Origin of the sequence: Paenibacillus tyrphae (genome assembly GCF_000722545.1) — a bacterium.
Taxonomy (GTDB): Bacteria; Bacillota; Bacilli; order Paenibacillales; family NBRC-103111; genus Paenibacillus_G; species Paenibacillus_G tyrfis.
In genome coordinates this window covers 199740-215818 of the sequence record NZ_JNVM01000015.1, presented here as the reverse complement: position 1 = coordinate 215818, position 16079 = coordinate 199740, and the positions used below count along the sequence as shown (strand labels likewise).

Genomic DNA, 16079 nt, shown 5'->3' with positions numbered 1-16079 from the left:
CCAGTGCATACCCCACCTCCGTATATTCCGCTGTATTAGTGACGACCACTATCTCAACAAGCTCCGCACCTTTACGGTGCTTTTTTTTATCTCTATAAGCAGGGGCGCAGTCTATCCCAAAAAGTTTACTCTCCCGCGCTCAATTCCGGGTATAATGGGGATAACTAGCCAAGGAACGAGGGATGCGGATGCAGCACTTAACCTTGCTGCTCATGGAGCGGATGGGCCTGCTGTTGTTGATTACGTTCATCCTTACCCGAATCCCGCAGTTCCGTTACCTGCTCGACCGGAGGCCGGATTGGAGAACCGGATTGACGTTTTCGCTGGTTTTCGGTCTGGTCAGCATCGGAGGCACGTACGCCGGAGTGACGATAACTGGGGAGAGGGTGGACTCTTCCTTTCTTGTGGCTTCCCTTCAGCCGGAGGAGGCGATGGCGGATTCGGCACTGATCGGGGTGATGGTGGCCGGTCTGCTCGGCGGGGTCGCCGTAGGCACGGGGGCGGGTCTCATCTCCGGCATTCACGCTTACAGCCTGGGCGGGATTACCGGCGTCGCCGATGCGGTGTCTACGCCAATTCTGGGTCTCTTGGCCGGACTGGTTGCCCGCTTCTTTGCCGAAGAAAGAGTCATCGCGCCGGTGAAGGCGCTATTTATCAGCGTATTCGCTCCCATCCTGCAAATGGGCGTCGTGCTGATTGTAAATGAATCCTCGCCTGCCGCGATCCGCACCGTGGACCTCATCGGGGTACCGATGGTGGCGGCCAACAGCGTAGGGGTCGGTATTTTGGTTGCGATGATTCAAGCAGCCATGAAGGAGGAGGAAAGAGCAGCCGCCTCCGAGACGCAGCGGGCGCTGCATATTGCGGAGATGGCGCTTCCGTTTCTTAAGCAGGGGCTGACCTTCGAGACTGCCGAAGCGGCGGCCAGTGTGCTGCGCCGCGAGCTTCGCGCCAGCGCGGTCGCTGTTACGGATACTGAGAAAATATTGGCGCACGCAGGCACCGGGATGATGCCGGGCATCCAAGGAACGCCTATCGCTTCGGAGTTGTCGAGGAAGGCGGTCCAAACCGGGGAAATTCAGATTGCCAAAACGAAGGGGCAAATTCAACCGCACCACCCGGCGATCGGCGCGGCGATTATCGTTCCGATCCGAAGCGGGGGACAAGTCGCGGGATTAATCAAATTGTATTATCCCAGCGTTAGGCAGATCCGCCCGGTGGAGGAGGCTTTTGCCCGGGGGCTGAGCAAGCTGATCTCGATCCAGCTCGATATCGCGATGGCGGAGCAACTGAGAAGCTTGATGAAGGATGCGGAATTGAAAGCGCTTCAAGCGCAAATTAACCCGCACTTTCTGTTCAATACGCTCAATGCGATCGTCACGCTGATTCGGATTAAGCCCGAAGCCGCCAGACGGGTTACCGTACAGCTCGGGCATTACATGCGCATGAACCTGACGATGACCCAAGCGCCGCTTGTCCCGCTGTATAAGGAATTGGAGCATCTCCATACGTACCTCGGTATCGTGAATATCCGGTTCGAGGACCAGCTTTTCGTCGATTGCCAATGCGATCCCGGCCTGGAATCCGTGTCCATCCCGCCTTCCACACTCCAGCCGCTGGTGGAAAACAGCATTCATCATGGCTTTAAAGGACGGATGGACAGGGGCGACATTCATGTCGAGCTCCGCCGCGTAGCGGACGGGGTTCACATTGTGGTCAAGGACAACGGCAACGGTTTTCCGGCGGACGTATTGGAGACGCTGGGAGATTCTCCGGTCACGGGCGGCGGGAGCGGGAGCACGGGCATTGGAGTCTATAACGTGAACCGGCGGCTGATCCACCTGTTCGGCCCGGAGGCCAGGCTGAAATTTTTCAACCCGCCCGAGGGAGGGGCGCGCATCGAATGTACGATACCTTATCAAGCGGAGGAAAGGCGTGAAACGATAGATGAAAGTGATGATCGCAGAAGATGAGCGGCTGGCGCGGGAGGAGCTGACTTATTTATTGTCCCGGGAACGGGACGTCGAGCTGCTGCCTTTTGCTGCGAGCGGCGTTCAGCTGCTGGAACTGGCAGCGGTGCACAAGCCGGATGTCGTCTTTCTCGACATTCATATGCCCGGCCTGGACGGGGTGCAGACCGCACACAAGCTGATGGATGTCGATCCGCGGCCGTATATTGTTTTTGCTACGGCCTACGAACAGTATGCCGTGGAAGCGTTCCGTCTGGAAGCGGCCGATTATTTGTTAAAGCCTTACGACGAGGAACGTCTTCGCCAAACGCTGCAAAAAATACGCAAAATGCGGATTCCCTCCGAAGGGAAGACGATCCCGCCCGCTGCCGTGGCGGCTTCGCTGGCTGCGGATGGGGCAATCCGCTCCCGGAGCGCATTCAAGCCGAAGCTGCTCATCGATGACGGCAGCCGTATGGTGGTGGTCGAGCCTGCGAAGATCAGCTATGCGGTCAAGGAAGAGAAGCTGACGCAAATTCATATGGCCGACGGGCAGATGCATGCGACCCGGCAGACGCTTCAGGAGCTGGAGGAGAAACTGACGGGATATGCTTTTTTTCGGACGCACCGCAGCTATTTGGTCAATGTGGACCGCATCGATGAAATCGAGCCGTGGTTTAACGGCGCTTACAACGTCGTCTTGAAGGATGCCGGGCGGAGTAAAGTGCCTTTGTCCAGAGTGGCGGCCAAGGAATTGATCAAGCGGCTGCAGGGAGAGTAGCAGGCCGGGAAAGGCCGCCGTTCAGGACGGCTTTTATCCGTTTGAGGGACGTTTTTTGACATTTCGCGCCGAAGTTCAAGTGATCCGTGCATTCCTATGCTACAATTATAAAGCGCTTACAAGTAAATTACTGGGATCTGGGGCCGATGAATGAAGCATCTCGGTTCCGATAGCGCGGCGGCCGGTACTTCCGGCAGACGTTAGACCAAGAGCGACGATCAATCTTTGCAGGAGGGAAAACCAATGAAAGAACAATCCCGAAGGAATGCTTACAGCGAAATCGTACGCTCCGATACGTTTCGCAGGCTGATGGTCCAAAAGAAACGTTTTATCCTGCCGATGTCGATCTTTTTCCTCGTGTTCTACTTCGTTCTTCCGGTCCTGACCTCGTACTCGCAGTTGCTGAACACCAAAGCGGTCGGTTCGATCACGTGGGCATGGATTTTCGCTTTCGCGCAATTTATTATGACCTGGGTGCTGTGTTCGCTGTATACCCGCAAGGCGGTCGAGTTCGACGCCTTGGCCGAACAAATCAAAGACGAATCCAAAACGAGCCTACGGAAGGTGGGGTAGCCGATGATGAATACAGCCTTTCTCTTGTTTCTGATCATCGTGGCGGGAACGCTGGTCATTACGTATTATGCGGCCAAAAAAACGAAAACCGCCAGCGAGTTTTATACCGCCGGGGGCGGGTTGACGGGCTGGCAGAACGGTCTGGCCATAGCGGGTGACTACATGTCCGCAGCTTCGTTCCTGGGGATAGCCGGCATGGTGGCGCTGTTCGGCTTCGACGGCTTCTTTTACAGCATCGGCTTTCTTGTCGCGTATCTCGTCGTGTTATATTTGGTCGCGGAGCCGCTGCGCAATCTGGGTAAATATACGATGGCGGATATGATCGCGGCCCGTTTTGACAACAAGAAAGTGCGGGGCGTGGCGGCGCTGAATTCGATCACGATCTCGATCTTCTATATGATCGCCCAATTGGTCGGCGCCGGAGCCTTGATCAAGCTGCTGCTTGGTCTTGAATATTCGACCTCGGTCTTGATCGTCGGGGCGCTGATGACCGTCTACGTCGTGTTCGGCGGGATGACGGCCACGAGCTGGGTACAGATCATCAAGTGCGTGCTGCTAATGGCGGGAACGTTCATCATTTCGCTGATTGTGTTCGCCAAATTCGACTTTAATCTCCTTCATATGTTCGATGCGATGGCCACGGCTACGCCGTTGAAAGAAGCTTTCCTGAATCCGGGCAACAAGTTTACGAACGGGCTGGACACGATCTCGCTCAATCTGGCGCTCGTGCTCGGTACCGCGGGCCTGCCGCATATTTTGATCCGCTTTTTTACGGTAAAAGACGCCCCGACCGCCAGGAAGTCCGTGGTTGTCGCGACTTGGGTTATCGGGGTGTTCTATGTCATGACGATTTTCCTCGGCTTCGGCGCGGCTGCTTTTGTCGGGAAGGATGTGATCGTGCAGGCGAATGCGGCCGGCAACATGGCGGCCCCGCTGCTGGCTAAGGTGCTCGGCGGCGATTTCTTGTTCGCTTTCGTCTCGGCTGTAGCGTTCGCTACGATTCTGGCGGTCGTTGCCGGACTCGTGCTCTCGGCGGCCTCGGCTTTCGCGCACGACTTCTACAGCCATATTTTGCGTAAAGGGAAGGCGACGGAGAAGGAGCAGGTAAGGTCCGCCAAGCTGGCCTCCGTTGGAGTTGCGATCATTTCGATTATACTGGCGCTGTTTGCCCAGAAGCTGAACGTAGCTTTTCTGGTCTCGCTGGCCTTCGCCGTCGCTGCGAGCGCCAACCTGCCGGTCCTCGTGTTCACCGTGTTCTGGCGCAGATTCAATACCGCCGGCGCCGTGACGGGGATGCTCGTAGGCTTGATCAGCTCGTTGATCCTGGTGTTGGTCAGCCCCAACGTGTGGGATCCGGTCGCAGGGAAGGCCATTCTCGTCGGAGAACCGCTGATATCGCTGACGAATCCGGGCATCATCTCGATCCCGATCGGATTCGTGGGCGCCATTGCCGGAACCTTGCTATCCTCCAAGCGCAACGACGAGAAGTACGATGAGATTCTGGTAAAAGCAAATACGGGCATGCAAGAGGTCGTGTGAGTTGAAGAGAATAACGTTAGAGTTGTTCAAGGAGTCGTGCAGGCGCACGGCTCTTTTTCTCGTTGTCCGGTTGACTAATATACCCCTATAGGTATATTATATACCCCATAGGGTATTTATCATTAAATAGAAAAGGACTGATTGCCATGTCTAAAAATATTGTCATCGTTGGCGGAGTGGCGGGTGGCGCTACGGCGGCTGCCCGATTAAGACGTTTGAACGAACACGATTCGATCACGATGTTCGAACGCGGGGAGCATATTTCGTTTGCCAATTGCGGGCTGCCTTATTATATCGGGGGGACGATTGCGTCCCGCGACAAGCTGCTGCTTCAATCGCCGCAGGGGATGAAGGACCGGTTCGGCATCGACGTTAAGGTGCGAACGGAAGTGACGGCGATCGACCGGGAGGGTAAAAAAGTACGGGTGAAGCAGCTGGATACCGGCGAAGAAACGGAATATCCGTACGATGTTCTCGTGTTATCGCCGGGAGCGAAGCCCATCGTGCCGGAGATTCCCGGCTTAGCCGAGGCGGAAGCGGTGTTCACGCTGCGCAATATTCCCGATACGGACCGGATTCACGCATGGATTGACGAGCATAAGCCGCGTCATGCCGCTATTATCGGCGGAGGGTTTATCGGCGTCGAAATGGCCGAAAATTTGCGCCATCGCGGTCTTGAAGTGACGCTGGTGGAGCGGAACGGGCAGGTGCTGGGGCCGCTTGACCCCGAGATGGCCAAACCGGTGGAACGGCACATGCATCTCCAAGGAGTAGATCTTGTGCTCGGTGCGTCCGTCGTCGCGATCGAAGATCGTGGGAAAACGCTGCGACTGTCTTCGGGGCAAGTCCTCCGGACGGATATGCTGCTGCTGGCGATCGGCGTGACGCCGGAGAGCGGATTGGCCCGCGAGGCGGGGCTTGAGCTTGGCGTGAAAGGAGCCATCCGTGTAAACGAGCGGCTGCAAACGAGCGATCCGTCCATCTACGCGGTGGGCGATGCGATCGAAGTCAAAGACCGGACGCTCGGCTTCGAAACGGTTGTGCCGCTCGCTTGGGGGGCTAACCGCCAAGGGCGGCTGGTCGCGGACGCGATTCAAGGACGGAAAGCGTCCTACCCCGGGGCTTACGGAACGGCGATTGTCCAAGCGTTCGACCTGACCGCGGCCGTCACTGGGGTGAATGAGAAGACGTTGAACAAGTCGGGGATTCCGTACGAGGCTATCCACATCCATCCGGCCTCCCACGCCGGGTATTATCCCGGAGCTGCGCCGCTGTCGCTCAAACTGCTGTTCGATAAAGCAAGCGGCGCCATTTACGGCGCGCAAGCCGTCGGGCAGGACGGAGTAGACAAGCGGATCGACGTGATTTCCGCGGCGATGCGCGGAGGGTTGACGGCAGCCGAGCTGGCCGAACTGGAGCTGGCGTATGCGCCGCCGTATTCATCGGCCAAGGACCCGGTTAACATGGCGGGATACGTCGCGTCCAATGTGATGGAAGGCTTGGTCGAGACGATGCAGTGGCACGAGGTGGATGCGTATGTCGAGGGCGGTGGACTGCTCGTCGACGTCCGGGACGACGCCGAACGGATGGCGGGCTACATTCCAGGTTCGGTCTGCATTCCGCTGAACGATTTGCGGAACCGGCTGGATGAGCTGCCGCTCCAGCATCCGGTTGTCGTTTCGTGCCAGGTCGGCTTGCGGGGGTATGTTGCGGCCCGGCTTCTTCAGCAGCACGGGTACAAGGTGCGCAATTTGGACGGGGGCTACAGGACGTACGCCGCGATGGCTGACGAGCCGCCCCTTCTGGCTTCCGAGACGGGCAGCGGTCCGTCGGCGGTGCCGGCCGATTCCCCGGCCCCGGCTTCTCCCGTTCAAGCTCAGGTTCAGGTCGACGCTTGCGGATTGCAGTGTCCAGGCCCTATTATGAAAGTATACGAAGCGGTCCGGCAGATGGCGCCGGGAGAACGGCTCGAAGTGAAGGCCACCGATTTTGGCTTCGCTGCGGATATTGCCAAATGGTGCGAAAAAACAGGCAATCCGCTGGAGACGGTCGAATCTTCGCCCGAAGGCGTGCGGGCGGTGCTCGTGAAAGGGGCCGATGCCGCACCGCAGCAATCCGTCCCGGTTTCGTCGAAAAACGGCGCGACGATGGTCGTATTCAGCGGCGATCTGGACAAAACGATCGCCGCCTTCATCATCGCCTCGGGGGCCGCAGCGATGGGCAAGCCGGTCACGATGTTTTTCACCTTCTGGGGCTTGAACGTGCTGCGCAAGGCCGAAGCCCCGGCCGTGAAGAAGGACGGCTTGGAGGCGATGTTCGGGATGATGATGCCCAAAGGCGCGGCCGCCCTTCCTTTGTCCAAAATGAACATGGGAGGTCTTGGCGCCAAGATGATTCGCCGCGTCATGCAGCGCAAAAATGTCGATTCGCTGGAAGCCTTGATGGGCAATGCGATCCGGTCCGGCGTCAAGCTGGTTGCATGTACGATGAGCATGGATATTATGGGCATCCACAAGGAAGAATTGATCGACGGTATCGATTATGCCGGCGTAGCGACCTATTTGGGCGATGCCGAGGATTCGGGCTTGAATTTGTTTATTTAGAAGAGGTGAATCGGTGTGGAATACGATAATGCAGTCAAAAACCGGCTGAAGCGGATCGAAGGCCAGATTCGCGGAGTGCTCGGCATGCTGGAAGAAGGAAAAGATTGCAGAGACATCGTAACGCAGCTATCTGCAATAAGGACGGCCGTGGACCGGACGATCGGCACGGTCATCGGGGCGAATCTGGAGCATTGTATCCGGGAGGAGCTGGAAAAAGGCAACTCGCCCGATCAAGTGATCCAAGAGGCGGTGCAGCTGTTGGTCAAGAGCCGGTAGAGGGGCCGGGAGCCCGCGCTGCACGACACGGAATTTTGCGGCGGCTCCGGCATCCGGGCATAGAAAGAGGTGCAGCCTAATTAGACTGCACCTCTCTTTTCGTTTTACAGATCCAATTGCAGCTTACGGGTATTCAGCATGCCGTCGAGTCCGGTAGGGTCCTGCCCCACTTTGAAGCGTACGAAATCGTCTGCTTGCTCCGATGTGCGGATGCGCAGCGGCTTCGTCTCCATGTTCACCAGCTTCAGCATCACCTCAGCGACGGACTCCGGCGTCTGCGGAACGGCATTCCGTTTGGAGAACGTGCCGATATACGTTTCGAAAACGGACTTGTATTCATCGTCGCGGATGCCGCCGGTTTGTTCGACATGCGAGAGTACGGTGCTGTTGAAATGGGTGGCGATCGCGCCGGGTTCGAGCAATGTGACATCGATGTTAAAAGTCGGCTTGTAGTAAGTGGCCAAGCTCTCTAACAAGCCTTCGACCGCAAATTTGCTCGCGCAATAAATTTCGTTTAAAGGTTGACCGACTAACCCGCCGACACTTGTTGTGGCTACGAGATGACCGGATTCCGCCTTGCACAGGAGCGGGAGTCCGGCACGAATGGTATGCATGACTCCATAGACGTTTGTATCGAAGACGGTTTGAATTTCCTCGAACGTAGCTTGCCCCAGAGGACGTAAAAAGCCAAAGCCTGCATTCGCGAAAAGCACATCTAAATGGTCGTGCCTATTTTCGATCGTTGCGAAAGCCCGCTCCAACGACTCAGGCTGCGTAACTTCCATTTCGAGAAAGTGAAGGTTGGGGCGTCCGCCATGCTGCTCCTGATCGCGCAGGACGTTGCGGGTCCCTGCATAAACCGTCCAGCCATGGCCGGCAAATAAGATGGCGGTTGCGAGTCCGATGCCGGAAGAAGCTCCGGTAATGGCAATGATTTTATCCATGTATAAACACTCCTTATGCTTTATTGTTCACAAACTAAACAATATAGAAAATAAACAATAAAGTCAAGACAGGTTAAAAAAATCCCAACGCATAAGGCATTGGGATCTACAAAGGCAATTTCTCCAAAAGCTGCTTCAGGGACGCGAGCTCGTCCGCCGAGTAATTTGCAAAAAGCTTTTCAATTTTCTTGTTGTACGCATCGAGAATCGCTTTTACAAGCTCATTCCCTTGATCCGTCACTTGGAGGGACAGGCTTCTCCGGCTATTCGGGTGCGGCTTGCGGACAACGAGATCCTGCTCTTCCAACTTATCCAGAAGCTGAGTGACGGCTCCCCGCGTCAAGCCGAACTCATTCGCGATATCAACGGCTATGGAATCCGGATGTTTGCGCAAATATTCGAGCGTATACATCATAATCGGGGTTATTTCATAGGCAGGAAGTATTTGTGTTAAGTAGGCGGAAAGCACACTTTTGATTTCACGAAATTTAGAAGTAATCAGATGATCGAGTTCCATGGGGGACGTTCTCCTTAATTGTTAACTTCCTATACATTATAACAACAGGATGATTAAAAATACATGCCAGACGCTTCAGCCCGCGTGCCTTATTTTCTTGAACCGTGCTTATAGGTGCCCAGCAATTGCTCAATATGCTTCATCGCATAGCCGACATGCTTGTTGTCCCGGGTCAACCGGCTCGCCATAATGCCACCTTCGATCGTGGAGAAGACGAAAGAAGCCACCGATTCGGTGTCCAGATCGGCACGGAATTCCCCGTCGGCTATACCCTGCTGTAAAATGCTTTGCAGAAACGACAGCATCCCGCCATAAGCCGCCAGCGCATGCTCGCGCATGCTGGGGTACGAATGATCGCTTTCTACGGCGGTATTTAAAAAAGGGCATCCGCCTTGGAGCGGAGGATGATGAACCGCGTCGCGGTATACGCCGCACATCGCCAATATTTTCTCCGTAGCGGTCTCGGAGCCTTGCATCGCCGATGAGAAATGCTCCCACAGCACCTTCCCCGCATATTCGAACGCGGCAAAAGCAATTTCGTCTTTATTGGAGAAGTTGCGGTAAATGCCTCCTTTGGTCAAGCCGGTCGCTTCCATAATATCCTGTATCGTTGATCCGGAGTAACCCTTTAGATTAAACAGCTCCGCGGATTTTTTAATGATATGGGCCTTCGTTTGTTCGCCTTTACGCATGGACAGGTTCCTTTCTTGCCTTATCGTTGTGCGGAATTCAAGGGCTCGCTTGCTCGTACATATATTGTAACATTTTATGGGTGAGGTATAGTACTTGGTAATATATAATAAAAAAAGAAACCGGACGGTCCGGTCTCTAAAATGGAAAGGGGATAGTTCGCATGAGAAGGCTGCAAAGCAGGAGCAAGTCGCTGTATCTGCTGATGATCGTCGTTGCCGTCGTTTATATGCTTTACGTGACGTATGTTAATTTCATTCATGACCCGCAAGCGGCTGAATTTCTGAGTCATAAAACCGATTTGAAACGCGCCGTTGTTCTCCCTGTCTGGTTAAATGTGATGTACGTTCATATTGTTTTCGCTTGTGTGGCCATGATCGCGGGGGCCATTAATTTTTCAACGAAAATATTAAGCAAGCACCGGAGGCTGCACCGGGTAAACGGCTACTTGTACCTCCTGTCCGTTGCGGTTGTCGTTCTCACTTCCGGCTATATGGCCCCTTACTCGACGGGAGGAAAAATCAACAGCATCGCGTTTAATGTGATGAATCTTATTTTTATGGGATTGACCATTGCAGCGATTGTGCAAATCAAGCGAAAACAGGTCGACAGCCATCGGAAATGGATGGTTCGCAGCTACGCTTTTTGCTTCACGAATCTATTCATCCATATGTTCACGTTTGTTTTTCATAATGGATTCGGCGTCGAATATGCGCTCAGCTATACGCTGGGAGTTTACGGCACGCTAGTGCTGAACTTCGCGTTAGCCGAGATCGTCATCCGCTGTATTTATACCAGACCTGCGGCCATCGTGCCGTCAGGAGGCAAGAAAAATAAGGTTATTGCCTGATATTCGGCTATTTTGCCGAAAAAAAAAGCACCATCCGGCGGACGGTGCTCAGAGCGTTGAGAAAGTAGTCAATTGAGGTAATAGAGGTGTACGAGGGGGTGGGGACTTCCGGTCGCTCTTGTCTGCAGGAAATTTTTAATTGAAGCCGCTTAGCAGCGGGTATTTCCCGCAGACAAAGGCGAGCGCTATCGCTCCTCCAGTAGATACCCCACCTCCGTATGTATCTCTATTTCATCAATAATCTCTTCATCAACACTCTAAAGGCACCGACCATCTAACGGACGGTGCTTTTTGGCTACTCGCTATTCAAACCAAAAATCCTGCCGATCGAAAAGCCCCAGCTCCTGCGCCCGCAGCAGCGCTTGGATGCGGGAAGAGACGCCCAGCTTGCCGTAGATGCGCGATAGGTATACTTTCACCGTACCTTCGCTTAATGCATGCTCCAGGGCGATCTGCTTGTTCGAGGCGCCTTGCCGGATGCCGTTCAGCATTCTCCATTCGCTTGGTGTCAGCGCCTCCACCAGCCCGGCGGAAGAGGGAACGGCAGGCGGATCATCGCCTGGCTGCGGAAACCATCCGAGCAGCTTGCCCGCATAGGCGGACAAGCGCGTTTTCGTCTCCGATGCGCTTTGCCGCGCGACGTACTGCTGAAGCAGCCGGGCCATCGCCTGGCCTTCGTCCACAAAGCTGCGGATGTACGTGTAAGGCTCGGCGACGCTAAGCGCTTCGTGCAGAAAGTCGAGCGCTCGACCCGACTGCCCACGCCGCTGCTCCATCAGCGCCTGCTGGATCGGAATCTCGATCATGCTGATCAAGCAGTCTTCCCTGCGGCCTTGCGGCTTTAGCTGCTCCAGCAGGCGAAGAGCTTCGTCTTCCTTGCCCAAGGCTCCCAGCAGGCGGGTGACGCTCAAAACCTCCATTTCCCGATTGTACGTCGGCTTGAGGTCTAGCGGCAGCTGCAGCAGGGCGATCTGCTCGGCGGCCTCCTCAATCCGGCCCTGCAATAAATGAATTCGCGCCCGGAACGCCCGGAGCGGGCGAACCCAATAGTATTCGGCATGGCGGGATGCGAAGTCGATCGCTTCATCCATCGTTTCCCCGGCCAGCGACAGACGGCCCTCGGCGATATCGATCCGGGCCTGTGTAATGCGGTTGGGCACGAACAAGCCGGGAATTCGTTTGGCCCGGGATACTTTCTCCACCTGCTCCGATAACTGACGGCTTTCCTCCAAGCAGTTCCACTCGTACATGGACTCGGCCAACGTCTGCACGACATATTGATTGATCAGCGAATCTTTCCAGCCGCGGGCTTCGAGCATTTGCACGAATCGTCTGCCGATCTTCCCCGCTTCGTCGGACAGCGCTCCCTTCAAACCGAAGGCGGTGCGGCGGACGAGGGGCTCCGATTCGTTGTAATTGAAATTGTAGAAGACCGGGTCTTCCGGCAGCAGCTCGTTCATCCGCTCGGCAAATGCATACCATTGCTCATACCGGCCGCTAGAAAACATCAGATTCGCTTTGACGAAAAACAATCCGCTGCGCACGTGGTCCCGGATTTCGGGAGCATATTCTCCGTTGGCGAGCCGAATCTCGACGGTTCGCATATCATCCTCGGCGCGTTCGAATTGTCCGGTCACGACCAATAGAAAAGCATACAGCAAATGCAGCTGAGGCGGCCAAGCCGTACGGGCAGGGAAGCAGGCGAACCAGCTCAGCAAGGTGGCGAACTCTCCCCGCAGCAGCGCGGTCAAGATGTGCTTGTCGAGGAGGGCCGAGGCGAGCGCGTAATCTTCGGCGGCAATCGCATGGTCGATCGCATCGTCGAGCATCCCCCGCTCGGCAAAGCCAAGGCTCGCCAACCGGTTTAACCGGGTCCATTGTTCCGGGTGCTCGTGTCTCAGACGAGTGCGCAGAAATTCCGAGAAGACATGGTGATACCGGAACCATGTATGACGGTCGTCCAGCGCAACGATGAATAGATTGCGGCTGCGAAGCTGCTCCAGAACAAGCCGGCTGTCGCCGCGAAGCGTCACCGTGTCGCAGATGGAATCGTCCATACGCTGCAGAACGGACGTTTGCAGTACGAACTCGTACAATTCTGTCGACAGCCGGGACAGCACCTCATGAAACAAATAATCGGCGATATTAAGATCGATGCCGGAGAAGGTATGCACCAGCCGCTCGTAATCCCGGCGCTCTTGGAGCGAGAGGGAAACGAGCTGCAAGCCGGCGGCCCAACCTTCCGTCACTCCGAGCACTTTGGCGATGTTGTCGGCAGACAAAGGAAGGTTCACGACTTCCCGGTAAAAAATCTCCGCCTCCTCGCTGGTAAACAGCATATGGGGCGCCGGAATATCCGTCCGTTCATCCCTCACCAGCCACTTGGCCGTCGAAAAGGGAAGCTCCGTCCGGCTCGCGATCAGCAAATGCACGTTATCCGGCAAAATATCGATCATGTAGCTGACGCTTTCATGAATGCTTTTGTCGTACAGGCAGTGGTAGTCGTCCAGGATCAAGGCCGCGGGCCGGTCCAGCGAATGCAGCTCGTTCATCATGACATCGATCATGGTATCGACGGAGCCTTGCGGAAACGTGTGCAGCACAGGCGCCATCAGCTCGGCAAATCCGGGGGCAATGGCGGCGTCCACAGCGTGAACGACATAACGCCAGAAGCGGGCCAGATCGTTGTCCCGCTCGTCCAGCGATACCCAAGCGGCCGCTTGTTCGTTATAACGAACAAATTGGCAGAGAAGGGTCGTCTTGCCGAATCCCGGAGGGGCGCAGACGGTGGTAAGTCTTCCCTTCACGCCTTTGGAAATTTTGTGCAGAAGACGATCCCGCGCTACAAGCGTTTCGCGGGTAAGGGGCGGTGAAATTTTGCTTTTTAGCACGACGGGCTCTGAGTAGCGAATCATAATTCCTCCGCAGAACGGTTAAGTTGATCTCTTTCCCATTATACTTGATTCGCTATATTCAGTTCTATCCCCCGTCTCACGAAGTGCGCGCCATCGTTTGCGTTCTCCGGTATTCGCCGGGCGATTGCCCGGTGCGGTTTTTGAACATCCGGTTAAAGGAGGAAATATTGCGGTAGCCGACCTGCTCAGCGATTTCCTGAATGTTCATGCCGGTTTCGAGCAACAGCTCCTGCGCCTTCCGGACGCGAATGTCATGCAGATGGTCGGTAAAATTGACCCCGGTTTTCTCCTTAATATAGGTGGAGACGTAGGCCGGCGTCAGGTTCAGTGTCCCCGCCAGCGCCTCCAGCGAGAGGTCCTCCGCATAATGCCCTTGAAGCACGCCGAGCACGTGCTCGACGATCGGATCGGAAGCTTCTTTTTTCTCCTTGATGAATACGGTGACGGCGTTCAGGAACGCTTGCAGCGTGCCTCGGTATTCCTCCAGCGTACAGCATTCCCCGAGCTGCTGGATCATCGGCTTCAGCCGCCAGGAGGTGCTTGCCTCGACTTTGTAATGCTCCACGATTTTTTGCGCCTGCGCCGAGACGGAGGACGCGAACAGACGGAACCGCCGGACGCTCGCTTCGTCCCGGTCCAGCTCGTCCAGCCATTGTCCGACGAGACGGACGGCTTCGGCTGCGTTGGCCGCTTGCAGCGCGGCATTCAGCTCTTGCTCCTGCGTCAGGGTCAGCGCATAGGCGGACGGATCATTGCGGCACTCCAGCACGATCTGCATCTCCTCAAGCAGTCTCGCTTGCCGGGCCATCTCCTGCACCTGCTTGTAGGCGTGCCCGAGCTGGGCGGAATGCCCGAACCACGAGCTGACGGCCGCCGTGACAAGACAATGGCGCCGGTCGCGGTCGAGCATTGGCTTCAGCTCTTCCAGCATCGCCACCAAGCGGTCCCGTTCGTTGCCCGGCACGACGGACAGAAATTGATGCGCCTCCATCCGGAACGTATAGGAGCCGGGAAAACGCTCGTCCGTCACCAGCTTGAGATGCTCGCCGATCGATTGGGCCGCGAGCTCCCGATTGATCGGCATATCCACGAACGCGGCCGAGCGGAAGCGAAGCTCGTAGAGCACGATGGTGAACGTCTCCGCATGATGCGGAATGCTGTGCCAGTCGCTCAGCTCGTGATTGATATTTTTCAATTTGGCGATATAGTCGTAGCCGTTCAATACGGATTGCTGCTGCCGCAGCTCCCCGAGGATCTCGTCTTTCTCCTTGAGCAGCGTCTGGATTTTATGGCCGATCAGGTCGAATTCGTGGATTTGGCTATCCAGCGCCGTCTCGCCAGGGTTCGAGATGGACGAGAGCAGCTCCCGGACCGGCTTATGAATTCGTTTGCTGAACAGGACCGACAGCACGAGACTGACGATGACCGCCGCCACCATCACAAGCAGCATGAGCTTGTTCAGCCGGTTCGCCTCTTCCGCGAAGCTCAGGCCCGGAACGGTCAGGACATATTGCAAGCCGTCCGTATCTTGTTGGCTGAAGTAATAGTTGTCGTCCAGCACCATATAATCCGGCCCGCCGCCGGCTGCCGGCAGCGCGGGCAGTAGCCCGTCCGGCAGCTCCGAGCCGCCGGTATCCGTCCGGTACAGGAGGCGTCCGTCCGGCTCCAGAATGGTCAGGTTGAGATTTGTCCGCTCTCCGGCAATCGCTTGCTGCAGCCGTTCGGCGTCGATCATGGCGACGACCAAATAGCTCGCCGTCGGCGGCTTGATGGAATACGGAATGAGCGTTTTTTTCTCCGGATGCTCCGCCGGGTTAAAGAACGAAGCCGCCGGATGAATGACATAGTTCGGCTCGCGTTCGAACTGCGCTTTCCAATACGAAAGAGAATACGTTTCGCTCGTAAAGATTTCGGAGAAAAGCCGTTCCTCTTCGGTGGCGCCCTTCTTGTCCACCAGTAGCGGAACCGGCTTGAACAGCAGCATCATATTGTCCAAATACAGCTCCGGCTCCCGTACGATCACTTGGATATCATCCACAATCGCATCGGTTTTGAACGAATTCTTCTGCGTCATCGAGATGATGAGGCGGTTCAGCCGGGTCACGTCCTTGTCCGTGTACTGCTTGTACAGCGCGTTTTTCACCCGCTCGAACTGGGAGTGGTACCGGTCCGCTGCATTACGCAGCGTCAACCGGTTCTGCTCGATCCGTTCGCCGTGAAGGCGGTTTTTGACGAGCGAGAAAATGGCGACATCGACCAATGCGAAGATGACGATCAGGATCATAAAGCTCGTTAATATTTTGCGGAATAAAGATTGGCGAACAAGCAAAGCAATCATGAGGGCGGGCTCCTTTATCGTCTGGATGCTTCCTTATATTGTAGCGCAATACCGGCTTCCAAAGGTATGGTCACTTTTTTGGATCCTGCGCTTTTTTAACGATT

At 55.8% G+C, this 16079-nt stretch carries 12 protein-coding genes; 7 read left to right on the top strand and 5 right to left on the bottom strand.

Annotation, left to right across the window (positions count from 1 at the left end; all coding sequences use genetic code 11):
• Positions 1-188: 188 nt before the first annotated feature.
• From ET33_RS19025 to ET33_RS19000, 6 genes are all read left to right on the top strand, one after another.
• On the top strand, positions 189-1973 hold the full coding sequence (locus tag ET33_RS19025; RefSeq protein ID WP_036685185.1) for a LytS/YhcK type 5TM receptor domain-containing protein: 1785 nt from the start codon (positions 189-191) through the stop codon (positions 1971-1973).
• Positions 1948-2730 (top strand): LytR/AlgR family response regulator transcription factor, encoded by a 783-nt coding sequence (locus tag ET33_RS19020; RefSeq protein WP_036685182.1) that lies wholly within the window; start codon positions 1948-1950, stop codon positions 2728-2730. Before ET33_RS19025 ends, ET33_RS19020 begins: the two co-directional genes overlap by 26 nt.
• 243 nt (positions 2731-2973) lie before the next feature.
• Positions 2974-3303, top strand: coding sequence for a DUF485 domain-containing protein (locus ET33_RS19015; protein WP_036685180.1), 330 nt, complete (start codon positions 2974-2976; stop codon positions 3301-3303).
• A 3-nt stretch (positions 3304-3306) separates the two neighbouring features.
• Positions 3307-4842 (top strand): solute symporter family protein, encoded by a 1536-nt coding sequence (locus tag ET33_RS19010; protein WP_036685178.1) that lies wholly within the window; start codon positions 3307-3309, stop codon positions 4840-4842.
• Between the two features lie 146 nt (positions 4843-4988).
• Positions 4989-7445: a CoA-disulfide reductase gene (locus ET33_RS19005; protein WP_036685176.1), complete on the top strand. Its 2457-nt coding sequence runs from the start codon at positions 4989-4991 to the stop codon at positions 7443-7445.
• 15 nt (positions 7446-7460) lie between these two features.
• Positions 7461-7721, top strand: a complete 261-nt coding sequence (locus ET33_RS19000) for a metal-sensitive transcriptional regulator (protein WP_010493553.1) — start codon at positions 7461-7463, stop codon at positions 7719-7721.
• A gap of 104 nt (positions 7722-7825) precedes the next feature.
• On the opposite strand, the gene ET33_RS18995 is transcribed toward ET33_RS19000, so the two are convergent.
• From ET33_RS18995 to ET33_RS18985, 3 genes are all read right to left on the bottom strand, one after another.
• Positions 7826-8665 (bottom strand): SDR family oxidoreductase, encoded by an 840-nt coding sequence (locus tag ET33_RS18995; protein WP_036685170.1) that lies wholly within the window; start codon positions 8663-8665, stop codon positions 7826-7828.
• 106 nt (positions 8666-8771) lie between these two features.
• On the bottom strand, positions 8772-9182 hold the full coding sequence (locus ET33_RS18990; protein ID WP_036685167.1) for a MarR family winged helix-turn-helix transcriptional regulator: 411 nt from the start codon (positions 9180-9182) through the stop codon (positions 8772-8774).
• An 89-nt stretch (positions 9183-9271) separates the two neighbouring features.
• On the bottom strand, positions 9272-9874 hold the full coding sequence (locus ET33_RS18985) for a TetR/AcrR family transcriptional regulator (protein WP_036685164.1): 603 nt from the start codon (positions 9872-9874) through the stop codon (positions 9272-9274).
• A 161-nt stretch (positions 9875-10035) separates the two neighbouring features.
• Between ET33_RS18985 and ET33_RS18980 the strand changes: the two genes are divergently transcribed.
• Positions 10036-10722 (top strand): DUF2306 domain-containing protein, encoded by a 687-nt coding sequence (locus ET33_RS18980; RefSeq protein ID WP_036685161.1) that lies wholly within the window; start codon positions 10036-10038, stop codon positions 10720-10722.
• A gap of 302 nt (positions 10723-11024) precedes the next feature.
• Here ET33_RS18980 and ET33_RS18975 read toward each other — a convergent pair whose 3' ends face one another.
• Both ET33_RS18975 and ET33_RS36505 read right to left on the bottom strand, forming a co-directional pair.
• Positions 11025-13637, bottom strand: coding sequence for a LuxR C-terminal-related transcriptional regulator (locus ET33_RS18975; protein ID WP_036685157.1), 2613 nt, complete (start codon positions 13635-13637; stop codon positions 11025-11027).
• Positions 13638-13713: 76 nt separating this feature from the next.
• On the bottom strand, positions 13714-15975 hold the full coding sequence (locus ET33_RS36505; RefSeq protein WP_051775441.1) for an AraC family transcriptional regulator: 2262 nt from the start codon (positions 15973-15975) through the stop codon (positions 13714-13716).
• Positions 15976-16079 lie beyond the last annotated feature (104 nt).

What these genes read in the sequence shown, in the direction of transcription:
- ET33_RS19025 (WP_036685185.1), top strand. Translation starts at nt 189, where the DNA reads ATGCAGCACTTAACCTTGCTGCTCATGGAGCGGATGGGCCTGCTGTTG.
- ET33_RS19020 (WP_036685182.1), top strand. Translation starts at nt 1,948, where the DNA reads ATGAAAGTGATGATCGCAGAAGATGAGCGGCTGGCGCGGGAGGAGCTG.
- ET33_RS19015 (WP_036685180.1), top strand. Translation starts at nt 2,974, where the DNA reads ATGAAAGAACAATCCCGAAGGAATGCTTACAGCGAAATCGTACGCTCC.
- ET33_RS19010 (WP_036685178.1), top strand. Translation starts at nt 3,307, where the DNA reads ATGATGAATACAGCCTTTCTCTTGTTTCTGATCATCGTGGCGGGAACG.
- ET33_RS19005 (WP_036685176.1), top strand. Translation starts at nt 4,989, where the DNA reads ATGTCTAAAAATATTGTCATCGTTGGCGGAGTGGCGGGTGGCGCTACG.
- ET33_RS18995 (WP_036685170.1), bottom strand. Translation starts at nt 8,665, where the DNA reads ATGGATAAAATCATTGCCATTACCGGAGCTTCTTCCGGCATCGGACTC.
- ET33_RS18990 (WP_036685167.1), bottom strand. Translation starts at nt 9,182, where the DNA reads ATGGAACTCGATCATCTGATTACTTCTAAATTTCGTGAAATCAAAAGT.
- ET33_RS18985 (WP_036685164.1), bottom strand. Translation starts at nt 9,874, where the DNA reads ATGCGTAAAGGCGAACAAACGAAGGCCCATATCATTAAAAAATCCGCG.
- ET33_RS18980 (WP_036685161.1), top strand. Translation starts at nt 10,036, where the DNA reads ATGAGAAGGCTGCAAAGCAGGAGCAAGTCGCTGTATCTGCTGATGATC.
- ET33_RS18975 (WP_036685157.1), bottom strand. Translation starts at nt 13,637, where the DNA reads ATGATTCGCTACTCAGAGCCCGTCGTGCTAAAAAGCAAAATTTCACCG.
- ET33_RS36505 (WP_051775441.1), bottom strand. Translation starts at nt 15,975, where the DNA reads ATGATTGCTTTGCTTGTTCGCCAATCTTTATTCCGCAAAATATTAACG.